Annotated in this window: 14 protein-coding genes and 3 pseudogenes; 8 read left to right on the forward strand and 9 right to left on the reverse strand. The window is 50.5% G+C overall.

The genetic code is table 11. The annotated features are described in order from the left end of the window. Positions 1 to 22: 22 nt before the first annotated feature. From GKO28_RS03335 to purM, 4 genes and pseudogenes are all read right to left on the reverse strand, one after another. Positions 23 to 343 carry a DUF3108 domain-containing protein gene (locus GKO28_RS03335; RefSeq protein WP_182075349.1) on the reverse strand — a complete coding sequence of 107 codons (321 nt, stop codon included), beginning with the start codon at positions 341 to 343 and terminating at the stop codon, positions 23 to 25. Next, the gene (locus GKO28_RS03340) at positions 343 to 1,233 is read right to left on the reverse strand and encodes a hypothetical protein (RefSeq protein WP_182075350.1); all 891 of its coding nucleotides are present in this window, start codon (positions 1,231 to 1,233) and stop codon (positions 343 to 345) included. Before GKO28_RS03340 ends, GKO28_RS03335 begins: the two co-directional genes overlap by 1 nt. A gap of 3 nt (positions 1,234 to 1,236) precedes the next feature. Further along, positions 1,237 to 1,878: pseudogene (gene purN / locus GKO28_RS03345) on the reverse strand (phosphoribosylglycinamide formyltransferase). A gap of 199 nt (positions 1,879 to 2,077) precedes the next feature. Beyond that, entirely contained in the window at positions 2,078 to 3,115 is a 1,038-nt protein-coding gene (gene purM, locus GKO28_RS03350) for a phosphoribosylformylglycinamidine cyclo-ligase (RefSeq protein WP_182075351.1), read from the reverse strand. A gap of 222 nt (positions 3,116 to 3,337) precedes the next feature. Between purM and GKO28_RS03355 the strand changes: the two genes are divergently transcribed. Both GKO28_RS03355 and GKO28_RS21010 read left to right on the forward strand, forming a co-directional pair. Next, positions 3,338 to 3,853: a DnaA ATPase domain-containing protein gene (locus tag GKO28_RS03355; RefSeq protein WP_182075352.1), complete on the forward strand. Its 516-nt coding sequence runs from the start codon at positions 3,338 to 3,340 to the stop codon at positions 3,851 to 3,853. A gap of 28 nt (positions 3,854 to 3,881) precedes the next feature. Then, positions 3,882 to 4,013 (forward strand): hypothetical protein, encoded by a 132-nt coding sequence (locus tag GKO28_RS21010; protein WP_282099219.1) that lies wholly within the window; start codon positions 3,882 to 3,884, stop codon positions 4,011 to 4,013. Positions 4,014 to 4,281: 268 nt separating this feature from the next. On the opposite strand, the gene GKO28_RS03360 is transcribed toward GKO28_RS21010, so the two are convergent. Both GKO28_RS03360 and GKO28_RS03365 read right to left on the reverse strand, forming a co-directional pair. Beyond that, positions 4,282 to 4,674 carry a hypothetical protein gene (locus tag GKO28_RS03360; protein WP_182075353.1) on the reverse strand — a complete coding sequence of 131 codons (393 nt, stop codon included), beginning with the start codon at positions 4,672 to 4,674 and terminating at the stop codon, positions 4,282 to 4,284. 67 nt (positions 4,675 to 4,741) lie between these two features. Then, positions 4,742 to 4,948, reverse strand: a complete 207-nt coding sequence (locus GKO28_RS03365) for a type II secretion system protein (protein ID WP_182075354.1) — start codon at positions 4,946 to 4,948, stop codon at positions 4,742 to 4,744. A gap of 208 nt (positions 4,949 to 5,156) precedes the next feature. Between GKO28_RS03365 and leuS the strand changes: the two are divergent. From leuS to rng, 6 genes and pseudogenes are all read left to right on the forward strand, one after another. Beyond that, positions 5,157 to 7,792, forward strand: a pseudogene (gene leuS, locus GKO28_RS03370) (leucine--tRNA ligase). A gap of 281 nt (positions 7,793 to 8,073) precedes the next feature. Further along, positions 8,074 to 8,637: an LPS assembly lipoprotein LptE gene (gene lptE, locus GKO28_RS03375; protein ID WP_182075355.1), complete on the forward strand. Its 564-nt coding sequence runs from the start codon at positions 8,074 to 8,076 to the stop codon at positions 8,635 to 8,637. Beyond that, positions 8,637 to 9,659 carry a DNA polymerase III subunit delta gene (holA, locus tag GKO28_RS03380; RefSeq protein WP_182075356.1) on the forward strand — a complete coding sequence of 341 codons (1,023 nt, stop codon included), beginning with the start codon at positions 8,637 to 8,639 and terminating at the stop codon, positions 9,657 to 9,659. Before lptE ends, holA begins: the two co-directional genes overlap by 1 nt. Beyond that, a complete protein-coding gene (locus GKO28_RS03385) occupies positions 9,643 to 9,951 on the forward strand; it encodes a nucleotidyltransferase domain-containing protein (RefSeq protein WP_182075357.1) in 309 nt (102 codons plus the stop codon). The genes holA and GKO28_RS03385 overlap by 17 nt, the downstream gene beginning before the upstream one ends. Continuing rightward, complete coding sequence (locus GKO28_RS03390; protein ID WP_182075358.1) at positions 9,948 to 10,238, forward strand: hypothetical protein; 291 nt, start codon at positions 9,948 to 9,950, stop codon at positions 10,236 to 10,238. The genes GKO28_RS03385 and GKO28_RS03390 overlap by 4 nt, the downstream gene beginning before the upstream one ends. Positions 10,239 to 10,412: 174 nt before the next feature. Then, positions 10,413 to 11,866, forward strand: a pseudogene (rng, locus tag GKO28_RS03395) (ribonuclease G). A gap of 368 nt (positions 11,867 to 12,234) precedes the next feature. Here the strand turns inward: rng and GKO28_RS03400 are convergent. The 3 genes from GKO28_RS03400 to GKO28_RS03410 form a co-directional block, all read right to left on the reverse strand. Continuing rightward, positions 12,235 to 13,356, reverse strand: a complete 1,122-nt coding sequence (locus GKO28_RS03400; protein ID WP_182075359.1) for a hypothetical protein — start codon at positions 13,354 to 13,356, stop codon at positions 12,235 to 12,237. Continuing rightward, positions 13,331 to 13,642 carry a hypothetical protein gene (locus GKO28_RS03405; RefSeq protein WP_203563884.1) on the reverse strand — a complete coding sequence of 104 codons (312 nt, stop codon included), beginning with the start codon at positions 13,640 to 13,642 and terminating at the stop codon, positions 13,331 to 13,333. Before GKO28_RS03405 ends, GKO28_RS03400 begins: the two co-directional genes overlap by 26 nt. A gap of 960 nt (positions 13,643 to 14,602) precedes the next feature. Continuing rightward, positions 14,603 to 16,888, reverse strand: coding sequence for a secretin N-terminal domain-containing protein (locus GKO28_RS03410; protein WP_182075361.1), 2,286 nt, complete (start codon positions 16,886 to 16,888; stop codon positions 14,603 to 14,605). Positions 16,889 to 17,089 lie beyond the last annotated feature (201 nt).

A 17,089-nucleotide genomic window follows, 5' to 3' on the forward strand; every position in this document is an offset into this window, starting at 1 on the left:
CATTCATTACTGATCATCGACATTAAGGTCGGCGCTGCTGCTGATTTTGCGGGCTAATCCACTCTAGCACTTTACGCCCATCCAACGTCACTTCCTTGGCCAAAATTTCAAAACTACCATCTTTACCTAAATTGACCGACATTTTCACCGGCAGATTATTCCATTCCGGTGCCAACCAAAAATCAACCTGGCGATCACTCCACTGTGCGCGCATCAAGACCGCATCCACTTTAGTTGTTCCCAAAGTCAAAGTAGCCTCGCCTTTAAGCTCAAAAACCACATCAGGGTAGCGTTTTTTACCACTAAACAAGGACATGCCATAACTCGCTTGTCGACTGCCCATCAGTGCCAATGCAAGGCGGCGGATAATAAATCTTGATCGCCCGCCTCTAAAGGCTCGGTTTTTAGCGCATTCGGCGGGCCCACAACGGCCGTCTGCGTGGCCCAATCAAAATCAACCGAATTTTTAGGCACGCTTGGACCCAAACTCAAATCGGCAAAGCGCATTGGTGTTACGCCCTGTTTGGCGCTGATTTTGCCTTCACTCAAATACTCAATTTTTTTCCCAACTGGATTGGCTTGTAAGCGCAAAACATACTGATCTTTCTCGATCTTCCACTGCATTCGCGCATCAAACACCGTCCAGTAATAGCCAATATCCACCACTTTTGGAAAGCGTTTATTGGCTTCACGATTGAGCTCTGCCATCACCCGCGAGGCTTTATTGGCTACCTTACTCGCGGGCTCTGCCCCCGCAGTCGCTGCGATGGCTGGCTGACTGGCACTGGCCACTGGAGTATCGGCAACCGCACTGGCAACAGTGACACCTAAACTGTCACTGCCATCGACACTGACCGGCATTTTTTCGCTGGCCACGGCTGAGGCAAGCAAAACTTGAGAGGCCACAAGCGCAGCCGGTTTGGATGCCGACTTGAGTCGCGGTTTTGGCTGCGTGCTGGCGACTTTGGTTGCAGTCGGTTTAATGCTAGGTTCTGTCGCTGGCGCTAAAAACACTTGCTGCTGATCCACTGCTTTCACATTAGCCAACTCAGCCGGTTTTTCGCTCTCGTCCAAGCTTTGTTCGGCCAATTTACGCTCAGTTTTTCTCAGCGCAGTTTGCTCAAACTCAGGCTGCGTCCACCAATCATAAATCGGCCCAGCCAGTAGCACGCCCAAATGCAGCAACACCGAAGCCAGCAGAGCCAACCCCAACAGATAGCGCCAAATTTTCATTCCTTAGCCACCCGGCGCTTGTAAAAACGCCGCCGCATCATTGGGCGCGCTGACGCGTACCCGCGAACCTTGCACTTCAAGCTGACCAGAGACAAACCATTGCACCACTTTGGGATACACAGCTGATGCTCTTGCTGCAAAATCCGCTGCGCCAAACTATCGGCACTATCGTCCAGCAATACCGGCACGGCGGCTTGCGCAATAATCGGCCCGCTATCGAGCTCGGCCGTTTACAAAATGCACGGTGCAACCGGCTAATTTCACGCCTTCATCAATCGCCCGTTGATGGGTATTGACGCCAATAAACGCTGGCAATAATGAAGGATGCACATTAATTAAACGATTGACGTAATGATTTACAAAATCAGCAGTTAAGATCCGCATAAATCCAGCCAACACCACCAAATCAGGCGCAAAACCATCAATCAAGTTTTGCAACGCCGCATCAAACGCGTCGCGCCCCGCAAAGGTTTTGTGGTCAAGCACGGCCGTGGTAATGCCACGCTCAGCCGCCCATGCCAATCCAGCAGCATCTGGCCGATTGGAAATCACTGCAGCAATCTGCGCGCCAGCAATCTGTGCGTTCACAATCGACTGCATATTGCTGCCACGGCCCGAAATTAAAATAACAATATTTTTTGGCATAAATTCTAACTAATGAGTGACGTATATGAATGCAAACTAGACATAGAAAAGACTACATTCGTATACCCACTAAACGTAGTGCTATGGACTTAAAAATAAAAAAGCGAGACCGACCTTGGTCTCGCCTAGCACCTCGCAAAAAAGGCAGGCAATCCATATTGATGTTTGCCTACCCATTCGCGATCAGCTGCGCGGTAACTTACGCCACTTGTGTTTGATGCTCTTCACCAACACGCGCACGCACAGTACCCAATTGGTAAACCGTTTCACCTTCAGCTTCAAGCAATGCCGTGGCCGCAGCTGCGTCTTGCGCCGACATAATCACCACCATGCCCACGCCGCAGTTAAAGGTTTTGTACATTTCTTGTGGCGCAACATTGCCTTCTTTTTGCAACCATTGGAATAATTTTGGCATCGTCCAGCTAGCGGCATCGATTTGTGCAACCACATTGGCTGGCAATACACGAGGCACGTTTTCAGTAATGCCGCCACCGGTGATGTGCGCCATGCCTTTGACGGTCATCTCGGCCATTAGTTTCAATAGCGGTTTCACATAGATGCGCGTTGGTGCCATCACCACGTCACCCAAGCTCTTGCCACCATCAAATTCTGCCGCGTAATCAGCATCTGCTAGATGCAAAATTTTGCGGATCAGCGAGTAACCATTGGAGTGCGCGCCATTAGAGGCCAAGCCCAACACCACGTCGCCAGCGGCAATCGTCGTGCCGTCGATGATTTTGCTTTTTTCAACGACGCCAACGGCAAAACCCGCCAAGTCGTATTCGCCAACCGGATACATGCCTGGCATTTCAGCGGTTTCGCCACCCGTTAAAGCGCAACCGGCTTGCTCGCAACCGGCGGCAATGCCTTTAATCACTTCAGTTGCGCTAGCAACGTCCAACTTGCCGCAAGCAAAATAATCAAGGAAAAACAGCGGCTCAGCACCTTGAACCAAAATATCATTCACGCTCATACCCACCAAATCAATCCCCACGGTATCGTGACGATTCAGTTCGAATGCGAGTTTGAGTTTAGTGCCCACACCATCGGTGCCAGACACCAACACTGGCTCTTGGAATTTTTTGCTGATTTCAACCAGCGCGCCAAAACCGCCGATGCCGCCAAGCACTTCTGGGCGCATCGTACGTTTAGCAAACGGTTTGATGTTTTCAACGAGCTGGTCACCAGCGTCGATATCAACACCGGCATCGCGGTAACTCAGACTTTGTTTGGACATGGATTAAGGCCTCGTACTGGAGTGATCTGGGCTGAGCGCGGGTAGCTTGGTAATGAGTTAACTCATTGACTGTCAAAACACCCGTCGTGTGCGTTAGAATAGAGAGCACATCAGCTAAACCACGCATTTTATATCAAAATTGACACTTCGCCTGCCCCCATTCACAGGAAGAATGCGTTTTCAACGCATAAATTGCCTCCCAAACCCACAAGGTCGCCCTGAATGAATCAGCTCGTCCTTGATCTGCACCTGCCACAACCCAAAAGTTTTGATGATTTTGTGCGCGGAGAAAATGCCGAACTGCTGTTTCAACTCAGCCAATGGGCCAGCGGCGATCGTACGGTTCGCGCAATTTATATTTGGGGTGAGCACGGCGCAGGTAAAAGCTATCTACTCGCTGCGGCCAAAGAGCGACTTATTGACGCACACACAGTGTATTTAGTGAATGCTAAACGCGACATGTTGCCGCAAACCTTGCCAAGCGATGCAGCATTGATTGTCGATAATGTAGAAAACCTCGACGCCGAACAGCAAATCGTTTTATTTGATCATTACAATACGCTGCGTGAAGGCAATGGCCGAATTTTAGTCAGCGGCCATTTGCCGCCAATGTTGCTGCCGCTGCGCGACGACTTAACCACCCGTTTGGGCTGGGGTTTGATTTATCAACTTAAAACGCTATCAGACACCGACAAAGCTGCCGCACTACAACGCCACGCGCGCAGTCTGGGTTTTTGAGCTGAGTGAAGAGCTGGTTGATTATTTAATGCGCCATGCCGAGCGCGACTTACCTAATTTATACCGACAAATCGACAGCATTAACGCCCTGTCTTTATCTAAGCAACGCCCAGTCACCATTGCCCTATTGCGCGAAGCGCTCAAAAACGAATCGGCTTAGTCATTAACGCTCTTGCTTTAAGACCCGCCACTCGTGCCCACGCTACAGCTCACTCTCCGACGCTGATCTGCCGATGTTTTTCGTTCAGAAAGCCAACTACTTTGCTGGGTCGGCTTTAGCCGACAATCCAAGTCATGCGCCTCGCAGACAAACGAAGCACCAAAAATCGATTGAAGCAGCAGACAGAATCGCCCTCTCAAAGCGATAAGGCACTGCGCCATACCTACAAATCGGTGGTGACACGCTCAGCCATCGCATACGGCAGGTATTAAGGCAAAATCCGTACGCCCATCGTGACCTGTGTCGCGCCTTGCCAACAGTCCGATGTCGCATCGTAGCTGGTGCCAGTCGCCGTGACCGCCCCTGCCGTAGCCGAGCTGCGCATCACGCCCGAGCTGGGAATACCATCATCCAGCAATCGATCAAGCGCACACACAAAGCGCAAATCCACCGCGCCCGTACCCGGCTGCATATAGTTGGTATTGGCTGCATAATTGCCGCTAGCCGCGCCAGCAACAGAGATTTGCCACGGCACACCAAAAATGCTATTTAAATCGGCCGCAGTCAGCATATTGGTGTTTTGTAACAAAATCAGTGCGTCACTCGCTTCGGTCGCATCATTAAGTAAACCATTGCGAGTACCGGCTACACAGTTACTCACGCCATTACCCAGCGCAGGCGCAGTGCCAGTACCTGGGCAACCATCGCCCGGATACGCGCCGTATTTATCAAAATAAGCATTTAAACGCGGTTTGCATTTTACCCACTTGCGCCGCCATATTTTTCACCTTGGCACTATCAATCAAGTCTTTACCTTTAAAGGCCGCGCCCAAAATCAGACCAATAATCACTAACACAATGGCCATTTCGACCAAGGTAAAGCCTCGTTTTTTTTTGCATGTCTGCACTCCCGCTATGATTGACGTTTGATCCATTCACCCATATGCCCTGATCACTGAGCTGGCAATTTCTTTCTTGGAACAACAAAATAGCATTCAATATTTGTCATTATTTGGCGCAAGGCAAGCCAATTTACCGCCCCTCGTCTCCGAAATCGTCAGAGTTCAACCCCAACGCAGCAGTTTTAAAACACGCACTCGGGTATAATCGCCGGATTGTTGTCAGCCATCCGCAGGTCCATTCATGCAAGAACAGTATTCACCGATTGAAGTCGAAGCCGCCGCCCAACAGCACTGGGAAGATGCACGCGCGTTTGAAGTCACTGAAGACGCCAGCCGTCCTAAGTATTACGCCTGCTCAATGCTGCCTTACCCATCGGGCAAGTTGCATATGGGCCACGTGCGTAACTACACCATCAACGACATGCTGGCGCGCCACCTACGGATGAAAGGCTTTAATGTTTTGATGCCAATGGGCTGGGATGCGTTTGGTCTGCCCGCAGAAAATGCCGCGATTGCCTACAACAAATCGCCCGCTGAATGGACTTATGCCAATATCGCCGACATGAAGTCGCAAATGAAACCACTGGGTTTGTCATTTGACTGGTCGCGTGAAATCGCCACTTGCGATCCTGAATACTATAAGTGGAACCAATGGTTCTTCTTAAAAATGCTGGAAAAAGGCGTTGCCTACAAAAAAACCCAAGTCGTGAACTGGGATCCAATTGATCAAACCGTATTGGCGAACGAACAAGTGGTTGATGGCCGTGGCTGGCGCTCTGGCGCTTTGGTCGAAAAACGCGAAATTCCAGGCTACTACTTTGGCATCACGCAATACGCCGAAGAATTGCTGGGCGACATCGATCAGCTCACTGGCTGGCCCGATATGGTGCGCGCGATGCAGCGCAACTGGATTGGTAAATCCGAAGGCGTGCGCTTTGCGTTTAATCACGACATTAAAGATGCCAACGGCGATTTAGTCCAAGACGGCAAATTGTTCGTGTTCACCACCCGCGCAGACACTATTATGGGCGTGACCTTCTGCGCCGTAGCCGCAGAACACCCCATCGCTACCCGCGCTGCTGAACTGAAACCTGAATTGCTGGCGTTTATTGAAGAATGCAAACAAGGTGGCGTTTCCGAAGCTGAAATCGCCAGCCAAGAAAAACTTGGTAAAGCCACGGGCCTGTTTGTAACGCATCCGCTCACAGGCGAAGCAGTTGAAGTATGGATCGGCAATTACGTGTTGATGGGTTACGGTGATGGCGCAGTGATGGCCGTGCCCGCGCACGACGAACGCGATTTTGGCTTTGCCAAAAAATACGACCTACCGATCAAACAAGTCATTGCGATTGAAGGCGAAACCTTCAGTCTTGATGCTTGGGCTGAATCCTACGGCGACAAAACGCGTGGCGTAACGATCAATTCTGGCAAATACGAATGGTTTGAGCTTTAAAGCCGCCGTGGATGCGGTTGCCGCTGACTTGGCTGCTATCGAGGCGGGCGAGAAAAAAAACCACCTGGCGTTTACGTGACTGGGGGATTAGCCGCCAACGTTATTGGGGCACCCCAATCCCAATCATCCACTGCCCATGCTGCGGTGATGTGCCGGTACCGTACGAGCAACTGCCTGTTGTGCTACCAACTGACTGCATTCCAGATGGCTCAGGCAATCCACTAAAACAGCGCGCCGACTTTTTAAATGTCGACTGCCCGAAGTGCGGTACAGCCGCGCAGCGCGAAACCGACACTATGGATACTTTCGTCGATTCGAGCTGGTATTTCATGCGGTATTGCGACCCAAAAAATACCGATGCCATGGTTGGCGACGGCACTCAATACTGGATGGGCGCCGGTTCAGATGCGGCTGGCGGCATGGATCAATACATCGGCGGCATTGAGCACGCGGTATTGCATTTGCTGTACGCCCGTTTTTGGACCAAGGCAATGCGCGATGAAGGTTTGATTAATTTTGACGAGCCCTTCAAAAACCTATTTACCCAAGGCATGTTGCTGCGCGATTGCTATTACCGCGAAGAAGCTTCGGGCAAAAAACGCTGGTTCTACCCGGCGGAAGTAGAAGTACAACACGACGAAAAAGGTCGCCCGATTTCAGCAATTTGCGTCGAAGACGGCCTGCCAGTCGTCATGGGCGGCATCGAGAAAATGTCGAAATCGAAAAACAACGTGGTTGAGCCCAAAGACATTATCGAAAAATTCGGCGCCGATACCGCGCGGCTATTTACGATGTTTGCTGGCCCACCAGAGCAAAGTGCAGCATGGTCAGACAGCGGCGTAGAAGGCGCGTATCGCTACCTGCGTCGTCTATGGGGGTATAGCGTTAAGCATGCTGATGCCATTAAATCAGCAAGCAATACCCTTGATAGCAGTGCGCTGAGCAAAGCGGACAAAACCTTGCGTTTTGAAATCCACAACACGCTCAAGCAAATCAATAACGACTACGAACGCCTGCAATACAACACCATCGTGTCCGGCGTGATGAAAATGCTCAATGCACTCGATGCATATACCGAGAGTAATGCAGCCGTCATGCGCGAATGCTTTGGTATTTTGCTGCGCGCAATCTACCCTGCTGCGCCGCATATTGCACACACTTTGTGGTTAGAGCTTAACTTTGCCGGTGAAATCGCCCACGCAGCATGGCCAGAGCCCGCTCTGGACGCGCTAACGCAAGACGAAATCAAAATGATGGTGCAAGTGAACGGCAAAGTTCGCGGCGAGATTTTTGTCGCCAAAGACGCCAGCAAAGACGCAATCGAAGCCGCCGCATTGGCCGATGAAGCGGTGCAAAAACACTTAACGGGCACGCCCAAGAAAGTGATTGTGGTGCCGAATAAATTGGTCAGTATTGTGGTTTAACTCTGCGCACTCGCATTGCAATCGCAAAGCGTTAACCTTGCTGTGCATCGAGTACGGCAAGGTCAAACGCTGCAACAGCAGCAGCACAAACCGCATGATGCCAAGGCCACCACCTTGGCATCATGCCGATCAGATAGAATCGATACACTAGGCGATCGAATCGACTGAACCGATGCGTAAACAAGCCTCAAAACTTGAATGCACCAGTCAATTCACCGACTCAATACCCTAGCGCGCCTTAAACCGCGAGCATTGAGCCCGCCACTATTTTGGAGTACAGCATGCCCTTACGTTTGAAAACCCTCGTCCTTGTTGGGCTCTGCCTTAGCCTAATGGCCTGCGGCTTTCATTTACGCGGACAAGGGCCGGCTTCGCAACTGAACTTTAAAACCATCCAAGTCAGCGGTGGCGGCAGCGCTGCGCAAGAGTTACGCAAAGCCATCATCGTGCAAGACAACGTTAAATTGGTGACCAGCGACGCACAAGTGGCAGTCAATATCATCAACGAAAGCAGCGATAAGCAAATTTTAAGTGTTAATAGCAAGGGCCAAGTGGTGCAATACCGCGTGTATTACCGCGTTCGCTTTACCGCCACGCTCGACAAACAACCATTGATCGAAGACGGTAGCATCTCGCTGAGCCGCACCTTGCAGTGGGATGAAGACAATATTCTCGCCAATGAAAGCGAAGAAGGTAAGTTGATTACCGAAATGCAGCGTGATTCTTCGCAGCAAATCATTCGCCGCATCAATGCCGCAGCCAAAGGCGTCAATAAAGCAGCAGCGGTATCGGCGGCCTCAGCAACAACATCGGCAGCATCAGCGATTGCGCCTACACAACCATAATGCGTAGCGAAGATTTAGCTGCCACAGCCAAACGCAAGCTCGCCCCGCTGTATATTATTCATGGCGACGAAGCGCTATTGAGCCTAGAAGCGGTGCAAACGCTCAGAGACATCGCACGGCAGCAAGGCTATAGCGAGCGCGAAGTCCTCACCGTGGAAAACGCGGCCCAGTTTCAATGGGAGCAGCTCATTTCTGCCGGGCAATCGCTGTCTTTATTTGCTGAACTGCGAATTTTGGAATTACGCATTCCCAATGGCAAACCCGGCACCGAAGGGGGTAAAGCGCTAGAAGCCTTTGCCAGTAAGCTACCCAGCGATACACTCACGATTATTACCCTACCTCGGCTCGACAAAACCGCGCTCAATAGTAAATGGATGTCGGCGCTGGCTAAAGCCGGTGAAGTCATCGAAGCCAAGCTCATCGAGCGTAGTGCCTTACCGCAATGGATTAGCAAACGGCTCGCCGCCCAAGCACAAAGCCTCAGCCCCGAAGCGATGGCGTGGTTGGTTGATCGCGTTGAAGGCAATTTGCTGGCGGCATTGCAAGAAATCCAAAAACTCGCACTCCTGCACCCTGCTGGCCTGTTAACACTGGACGATCTGACGGCGGCGGTGGCCAATGTGGCGCGCTACGATGTGTTTCAATTGGGCGAAGCGCTACTGATGGGCGACGCCGAGCGCATGGTGCATATGCTCAGCGGGCTTAAAGCCGAGGGCGAATCAGCGGTACTGGTACTGTGGGCGCTGACTGAAGAAACGCGTAATCTCTATCGTTTTGCCCAAGGCCGCGCGCGCAATATCCCCACTGCGCAACTGATCAAAGACTTACGCCTGTGGGGCAATAAACAAAAACTCATCGAAGCCGCCGCCGCCCGCGTTAACCGCCGCCAACTGACCCATGCACTACAACAGGCCGCACGCATCGACAGTTTGATTAAAGGCATTGGCGAAGGTGAAGTTTGGCATGAGCTGTGCAGTATGGCGCTCAGTTTAAGTAGGACGAACAATGCGAATCACCGCTAAGCAACACAGCGCCATCCAAAAAGCCGCTCAACAACACTTTGGCCCTAGTGCCACAGTCTGGCTATTTGGCAGCAGAGTCAACGATGCCGCCAAAGGCGGTGATTACGATTTGCTCATTGAAGCCGATTTAAACGCGGCGCAATTAATCCAAGCCAAATTAGCATTTTTGGTGCAACTGCACAGCCAGCCTTGCCTTGAAGATGAAAAAATCGACGTGGTACTCAGTAGCCCACAACTCACACAAGCCCCCGCCATCGTTGCGGTTGCCAAGCGAGAAGGAGTGATCTTATGAACCCAATTAAACTGCGCAGCATCTTTCAAAGCTGCCAACTGCATGCCAGCACCATGCAAAATGCGCTGCTGCAACTGGAACAATTTGATCACCCCGACTGGGGAAATCTGACAACACAACAACGCCAAATACTAGATCAACTGGCGTATCGCTTTGGTAAACTGCAAGACACATTAGGCATGTTGCTGCTCCCAGCAATCTGTGATTTAGCTGGAGAAGCTTTTCCGCCCAATACGCCATTCGCCGAAAAAACTACAACGGCTAGAGCGTCTGACCGTCATTCCTAGCGTTAACGAATGGAAAACACTGCGTGAAACTCGCAACACGCTAGCCCATGAATATCCTGATGATCCGCAACTGAGTGCCCAATTGATTCAACAGTTTCTAACGGGAACACAGCATTTATTAAGTATCTGGCAGCACATCGCTACGCATCCACTGAGCCAGTCTTTGAGACCACTATGAAAGAACAAATCCTCGTCAATATCACCCCGCAAGAAACCCGCGTCGCTAGCATTGATGAAGGTGTAGTTCACGACATTCATATCGAACGCGCCGCGCATCGCGGCTTGGTCGGTAATATTTATCTCGGCATGGTCAAGCGAGTGCTGCCCGGCATGCAAAGCGCTTTTATTGAAATCGGCCTTGAGCGCGCCGCGTTTTTGCACATTGCCGACGTCATCGAGCAAAGACAAAACCCCAGCGAAGTGCAGCGTATCGAACGGCTGATTCATGAAGGCCAAGCCATTATGGTGCAAGTGGTCAAAGACCCGATCGGCAGCAAAGGCGCACGGCTCTCGACGCAAATTAGCATTGCTGGCCGGTTTTTAGTGTTTTTTACCGCAAGATACGCACATTGGCATTTCACAGCGCATCGGCAACGATCAAGAACGTGATCGCTTTGCGCGTACGGATGGAAAGCCTATTGCCCGACAATCATCGCGGCTACATTATTCGCACCAGCGCCGATCATGCTTCCGACGACGAGCTACGCGCCGATATTGAATACCTCAGCTTGATTTGGGCCGACATCAAAAAAAATTCGATCACCCTACCGGCTCGCTCGCTATTATTTCAAGATTTATCGCTGCAATTGCGCGCCCTGCGCGATATGGTCACCACCGAAACCGACAGCGTTTGGGTCGATAGCCGGGAAAACTTCGCCAAAATGACTGAATTTGCCGGCCGGTTTGTGTCCGACGTGTTACCGCGCATTCAACTGTATTCGGGCGATCGCCCCTTGTTTGAGCTGCACGGCGTCGAAGCCGAAATCGAGCGCGCCATGAGCCGCCGCGTCAATCTCAAATTTGGCGGCTACCTGATCATCGATCAAACCGAAGCGATGACCACGGTAGACGTGAACACTGGCGGCTTTGTCGGCACCCGCTCATTTGACGATACCATTTTCAAAACCAATCTCGAAGCCACGCAAGTCATCGCTCGCCAACTGCGGCTACGCAATTTAGGCGGCATTATCATCGTTGATTTTATCGACATGGATAATGAAGAACACAAAACCGCCGTGCTGAGCGAACTGAATAAAGCGCTCGAAAAAGATCGCACCAAAATCACCGTCTCTAATTTCACTAGCCTGGGTTTAGTGGAAATCACCCGCAAACGCACCCGCGAATCCCTCGCCCATGTGCTGTGTGAGCCCTGCCCTACCTGCCAAGGGCGCGGCGAAATCAAAACCGCACAAACCATTTGCTATGAAATTTTGCGCGAGATTTTGCGCGAAGCCCGGCAATTTAACGCCAAAGAATACCGCATCCTCGCCGCACAATCGGTGGTCGATATGTTTCTGGACGAAGAATCAGCGAACCTCGCGCAACTGGCCGACTTCATCAAAAAACCGATTTATCTGCAGGTAGAAACGGCGTATACGCAAGAGCAATTTGATGTGGTGCTGGTGTAAATGAAAGGGTATATCAAGCCAAGCATTATGAAAAAAGGCTTAGACTAATATACCCAAACAAATTGAATCAAATGCCGCAAGCGAATACATCACCCACTTAGGGTCGCCTTCAGGCGACGAACAAGTCGGCTAAAGCCGACCCTACAAGACGCCGCTGAGCATGACCAACGACGATGTAAATTCATGCCAATGATCGCGCACCACTTGGTCGGGTTCAAAGCCAGACACATAGCACTGTAGCTCCGATAGAGCAAAACGAAATCGCAGGAATGGGCACAACGATTAAGCTCAGCGGACCTACAGTAGCCACCAACAAAAAGCGACCCGAAGGTCGCTTTACTAATCACCACAACTCAACAACTCAACAATTAGTTCGCAGTTGATTTTTCTGTTGGGGCCATATTCACGATTTGATTAGTCGAGCTATTAAATAGCAGTGGCTGCACTTGCAGTGATGAGGTACCTGCAGTGAAAGTCAACTCCCCATAGCCTGGCTTCACATTGGCCGAACCAACGGCAGCAGCAATTTCAGCAGGCGTGTATTGCGCATGAGCACCCGATTTCAACTTAACACCACCCTTCAATGCAGCCGCCGCTGTAGCTACACCATCTGGGCTACGATAGCTAACTTGGATAACTGACTCAGTTGCACCCGTATTTTGAACTCGAGTCAGAGTGTAAAACGGATCTGAAACACCCGCTGGCACATAGTAAGAGCCAGTCGTCACCGATGCACCATTTTCTGACAATTTATACAAATCAATCGTTTTCGTTACTGCAACCAAACTCTTACCATCATTAGCAACAGTAGTACCAGCTGCAATCGTGCTGGTTACTGTTGGAGTTGATGCAGCGATCGTCACTAATGGTGATTTATTAAACTTGGCGCATAAGAATGGCGATACAAATGGTGATGTACCAGCGGCAACCAAGGCCACACTCCACAAGGTTTTATCTGTGGCATCTTGTACCAATGCAGTTCCAGCAGTACCGCAAGTATTTGACGTTGCAGTAAACACCTCACTGGCCGAGCTCAGCGAAGCGCCTTTAATTGAAACTGTCAAAGCACCATAATTCGTCACTAAAGCAGCAATAGCATCCACCGGTGACAAATTGGCGGCATTCGCAATTGCAAGTTGGCCAAGATACAGTAGTGGTGCTGTTGCAGTGCCACCGGTTGTTAATACAGTCCCAGCTGTACCCGCACTAGTCACGTCAATTTTAGCGGTTTGAGTTGCGGCAGTAACTGTCGCTGTCACAGTATCCGCAACTGTAAGTAGTGTCGCAGCGGCTGCTGAGTCAAGAACAGCAGTGCCAGCCGCATTGGTCACTTGAATAGTGACTGTTGGTGCCGAGCCAGCTTTAAGGCCTTTAATTTTACCGCCAGCTAAAACCAAGGTAGCCGAAGTTAAAGTAGCACCAGTAGATAGCGTATCAACTTTAAACTGTAAAGTTTTAGGATTACTAATTAGCACACCATTGTTTGACAAAAATAGCCTGCGTGGTTGAACTACCCGTTGCCGTCATTGTTGAAAGAGCTGGGGTTACCCACTCTCCTTCGCTCAGCGTAACATTCACCAAGGTACCGACAGGCAAAACAATAGCAGTAGAAAATGCGAAACTTGAAGCCGCAGCAGGCAACAAAGTATCAGTAGCAGTCCCTGAATAAAATTCAGCAGCATATTTGGTTGTTGCGGGAGTGGTAGTACCCGCATTCGCAGCAACAGCGACAAAAGCGGTGGCGAAAGCAGCAGCAAGCATTAGATTACGTTTCATTTTTGACATCCCTATAGAAAATAAAAAGTGTTTACTTCGCTTCAACGACAACAAGCTCGCCAACATGGCTAAGCTCGGATTAATTCAAAACAAGCAAATACAAGGTAATTTACAAGAAAGCTACCAACCTAAATATTTACAATCCAAACCACATATCCACCTTAATACTTTCTAAAAAAATATCAAATAATTTCACAAGCTTTCTTCAAGCTATTTTAAAAAAAATAATTAAAACTAACAAAAGCAAAAAACAAGGCACACCCACACAAATTATGACGCATGGATATTTTCGCTTTAAAAGTCATCAAAAAAAACCACAAGCGGCTGATTTAACAGCATTTCTTACAACTTTAAACGACTAAAATCAGCATTTTTTCTGATTGATTAAATTAATTCATGCCGAATTAAAAAATGCTGCACTTGCACATTTACAACAAGATTCAGCGCTTAAATTACTGACTGGTCAATCAGCAACACGCCAAGAATGGTGTGCAATGAGTGTGCGCAAATGCGCCCCCTAAGCATTGCTTTCGTAGGGTGCGCCTTGGCGCACGCGGGTGCGATGCCCATTAGCGCCGTAGCGCCGTAGCTCCGATTAGCGCAGCGTAATCGGAGGCTTTAGCCGCGAATCACTAGCGCAACAGCATCACCCACCGCAGCGGCGTCATGACCAAAAATTCACCCAACATCGCCAATCACCTACGTCATGACCAACACTCACCCACACTGCCGCCCTCATGCGTCCGATTACGCTGCGCTAATCGGACCTACACCGCTCCACCTCTACCCATCGCATCACCTACCGCATCACCCATCGCATCACCCATCGCATCACCCATCGCATCACCCATCGCATCAACAGACATAAAAAAAGCGATTGATTCGTTAAAATCAATCGCTGCTTAAAACGACTCGCTACCGCAAATCACTGATCCATGCCGACCGGCCGTGGATTTGTGGTTAACGCGGCTGTTTCGATTGCGCTATGGCCTCAAGTAACTCGGGGTCGGTAATTATTTGTGCTTGGGGTAATGCATCCGGCGTCAATGTAGACATAGGTTGCGAGGTAATACTCGTCTCATTAGGCATTAATGGCATCACCGCTACGCTGGTTTCCAGCATATTGACGCTACTCGGCTGCATGATCAGTGGTGATAAGGCCACTGGCGTTGCCTTGATGCCAGCTAATGTTTCTAAGCCGGTGCGCGGCACTTTTAAGCTTGCGCCAATGTTTTCTCGCAAAGCACTGGTGATTTGCTCGGCATCTTCATCGCTTTCAATAATGTAGGGCGTTAATAATAAAATCAGCTCCGAGCGCGTCGAGCGGCTGGTATTGGTACGAAATGCTTGGCCGATGACCGGAATGTCTTTTAAATACGGAATACCGGCATCGCCCTCTTCATTGGCTTGGTCCATTAAGCCACCCAACACAATAGTGCGGCCATCCCGCGCAGTTAAGCGCGTATCTAAGCGGCGGGTGGCAAACGTCGGCGTCGTGCTTACGCCGGTGGTCGTTTGCTGCGGCGAGCTGACTTCTTGCATCACTTCCATATCAATGCGCCCGCCAGCATGAATCACCGGCCGAACTTTGAGCTGCACCCCGGTTTGCCGATATTGAATGGTTTGCAGCACCCCGCCAGTCGCCACACCGGTATTACTGTCGCTTTGCTGGCTAGTGATAATCGGCACTTCTTTACCGACATTAATGCTGGCGCTTTCACCGTTGCGCGCCATCAGCCGCGGGCTAGAAATAATCTGAGCGCGGTTATTATTGGCCAAAGCATTAATCACTGCTTTCACTTGGCCGGGCTTAATGTATTTGAGCAGTAAGCCGGCCGAACCGATGCCTAGGCCACCGAGCGTGCCGCCAACCACATTATTATTATCAAACGCCCATTCAATCCCCAGATTCAGATTGTCGCCCAGTGTGACCTCTGCAATGGTGGCCTCAATCAACACCATTTTGCTGGGGCGATCGAGCTCTTTGAGTAAGCCCATCCAGCGGGTGAATTCTTCGGCGCTGCCTTGAATAATCAGCGTATTGGTCGGTTTATTGACCACCACGCGGCTAGCGCGAGGTGCGGCACCGCCACTGGTGGCTGCCACTGGTGCGCCGTTCATGAGTTCTTGTAATGTTTTGGCCAATAACTCAGCATCGGTATGCCGCACCGGATAAGAAAAATACCCGCCGCCCGCATTGGCCGTAGGCTGGTCAAGTTTGATCGACCAATCAGCGACATGCTGTAAAACTTTGTCGCTGGTGGCAAACACCACAATGCTATTAATCGGCCCAATCGGCAGCATCACAATCGGCGCGCCACCACTTGGGCTATTGGAAATAGCAAAGCCCTCAGCGGTTAAAATATCTGACAGCCGCTTGACTAGCTCATCCACCGACCAATAGCTCGGATTAATCCGAATGCTCTTGCGGCCGCGCATTAAAGGCTGGTCGAGAATTTGTAATGTTTCTAATACCGCGCCCATTTCACCCGATTGCGTCGAAATCAATAAGGCGTTTTTCGCGCTGTCTTCCCGAATTTCGATTCGATTATTAAAAACTTGTTTTAAAGTACTGGCAACATCACTGGTTTTAACCGATTCAAGCTCAACAAAATGCCAAACTGGGCGTAGCGATGGTGGGGTTTCTGGATTGCTACTACTACGGCTAATCTCGGCCACATAGCCTTGCTTTTCATCATCGGCCACCGCGCGATAAAAGCCGCCCGATTCAAAAATCGCAATCCCATAGCTTTTGAGTAAGCTACGGGCAATTTTGTCGATTTGCGCAGCGGTCTGCGGCGCGCCAGTACGCACCGAAACTAGGTCAGTGCGTTTTTGTAAATTGGCATCAATCACAATCGGCTTACGCAGCACCGATCCATACAGCACCTGAATAAAAGTGGGTAATGGCACTTGATCAAAATTCAGACTCAATTCAGCTTTGGTTTGATCCAAGCTGCTGGGCGCGGCATCGGGTTTGACTGTGCTATTGCGAGTGGGTAATGGTGGCTTGGGATTATCGCGGCTAATTTGCGCCGCACGCGGTGCTGATTCACCGGAAAATGGCTTGGCTGACGCTGATGCTGCCGACTGCGCCGACACTGCGCTGGCCGAACTACTAGCTACACCAGAGGCAATGGCCGGACGTAAGCCTGCAGGCCAAATCGGCTCGGCACTGCCCGAATAGCTGGACACCGCAAACAGCGAAATGATGCTCAACGAAATAATGCGAAATCGATAATACATTGCTTATCCTATGTGTGATCGATGATCAACAGATCAGTCGCAGTCCCAATTGGCCCTTCTCAGCTAGGGTCTGTTGACGTTTGGTTTTCGGTCGCGCTGGAGCGATTTTCGCGGCAGATCAAGGCATTTTATGCGACCAATAACCCGTTATTCGAGCATGAAATAACGCAGAGATGCCGCGAAAAGCGCCCAGCCCTTAGG

The sequence above is a fragment of the Deefgea sp. CFH1-16 genome (assembly GCF_016881365.1).
Lineage (GTDB): Bacteria > Pseudomonadota > Gammaproteobacteria > Burkholderiales > Chitinibacteraceae > Deefgea.

Bases quoted from the DNA above. Each gene is read 5' to 3' on its own strand.
- GKO28_RS03335 (WP_182075349.1), bottom strand. From the start codon at position 343: ATGGGCAGTCGACAAGCGAGTTATGGCATGTCCTTGTTTAGTGGTAAA.
- GKO28_RS03340 (WP_182075350.1), bottom strand. From the start codon at position 1,233: ATGAAAATTTGGCGCTATCTGTTGGGGTTGGCTCTGCTGGCTTCGGTG.
- purM (WP_182075351.1), bottom strand. From the start codon at position 3,115: ATGTCCAAACAAAGTCTGAGTTACCGCGATGCCGGTGTTGATATCGAC.
- GKO28_RS03355 (WP_182075352.1), top strand. From the start codon at position 3,338: ATGAATCAGCTCGTCCTTGATCTGCACCTGCCACAACCCAAAAGTTTT.
- GKO28_RS21010 (WP_282099219.1), top strand. From the start codon at position 3,882: ATGCGCCATGCCGAGCGCGACTTACCTAATTTATACCGACAAATCGAC.
- GKO28_RS03365 (WP_182075354.1), bottom strand. From the start codon at position 4,948: ATGGATCAAACGTCAATCATAGCGGGAGTGCAGACATGCAAAAAAAAA.
- lptE (WP_182075355.1), top strand. From the start codon at position 8,074: ATGCCCTTACGTTTGAAAACCCTCGTCCTTGTTGGGCTCTGCCTTAGC.
- holA (WP_182075356.1), top strand. From the start codon at position 8,637: ATGCGTAGCGAAGATTTAGCTGCCACAGCCAAACGCAAGCTCGCCCCG.
- GKO28_RS03385 (WP_182075357.1), top strand. From the start codon at position 9,643: ATGCGAATCACCGCTAAGCAACACAGCGCCATCCAAAAAGCCGCTCAA.
- GKO28_RS03390 (WP_182075358.1), top strand. From the start codon at position 9,948: ATGAACCCAATTAAACTGCGCAGCATCTTTCAAAGCTGCCAACTGCAT.
- GKO28_RS03405 (WP_203563884.1), bottom strand. From the start codon at position 13,642: ATGAAACGTAATCTAATGCTTGCTGCTGCTTTCGCCACCGCTTTTGTC.
- GKO28_RS03410 (WP_182075361.1), bottom strand. From the start codon at position 16,888: ATGTATTATCGATTTCGCATTATTTCGTTGAGCATCATTTCGCTGTTT.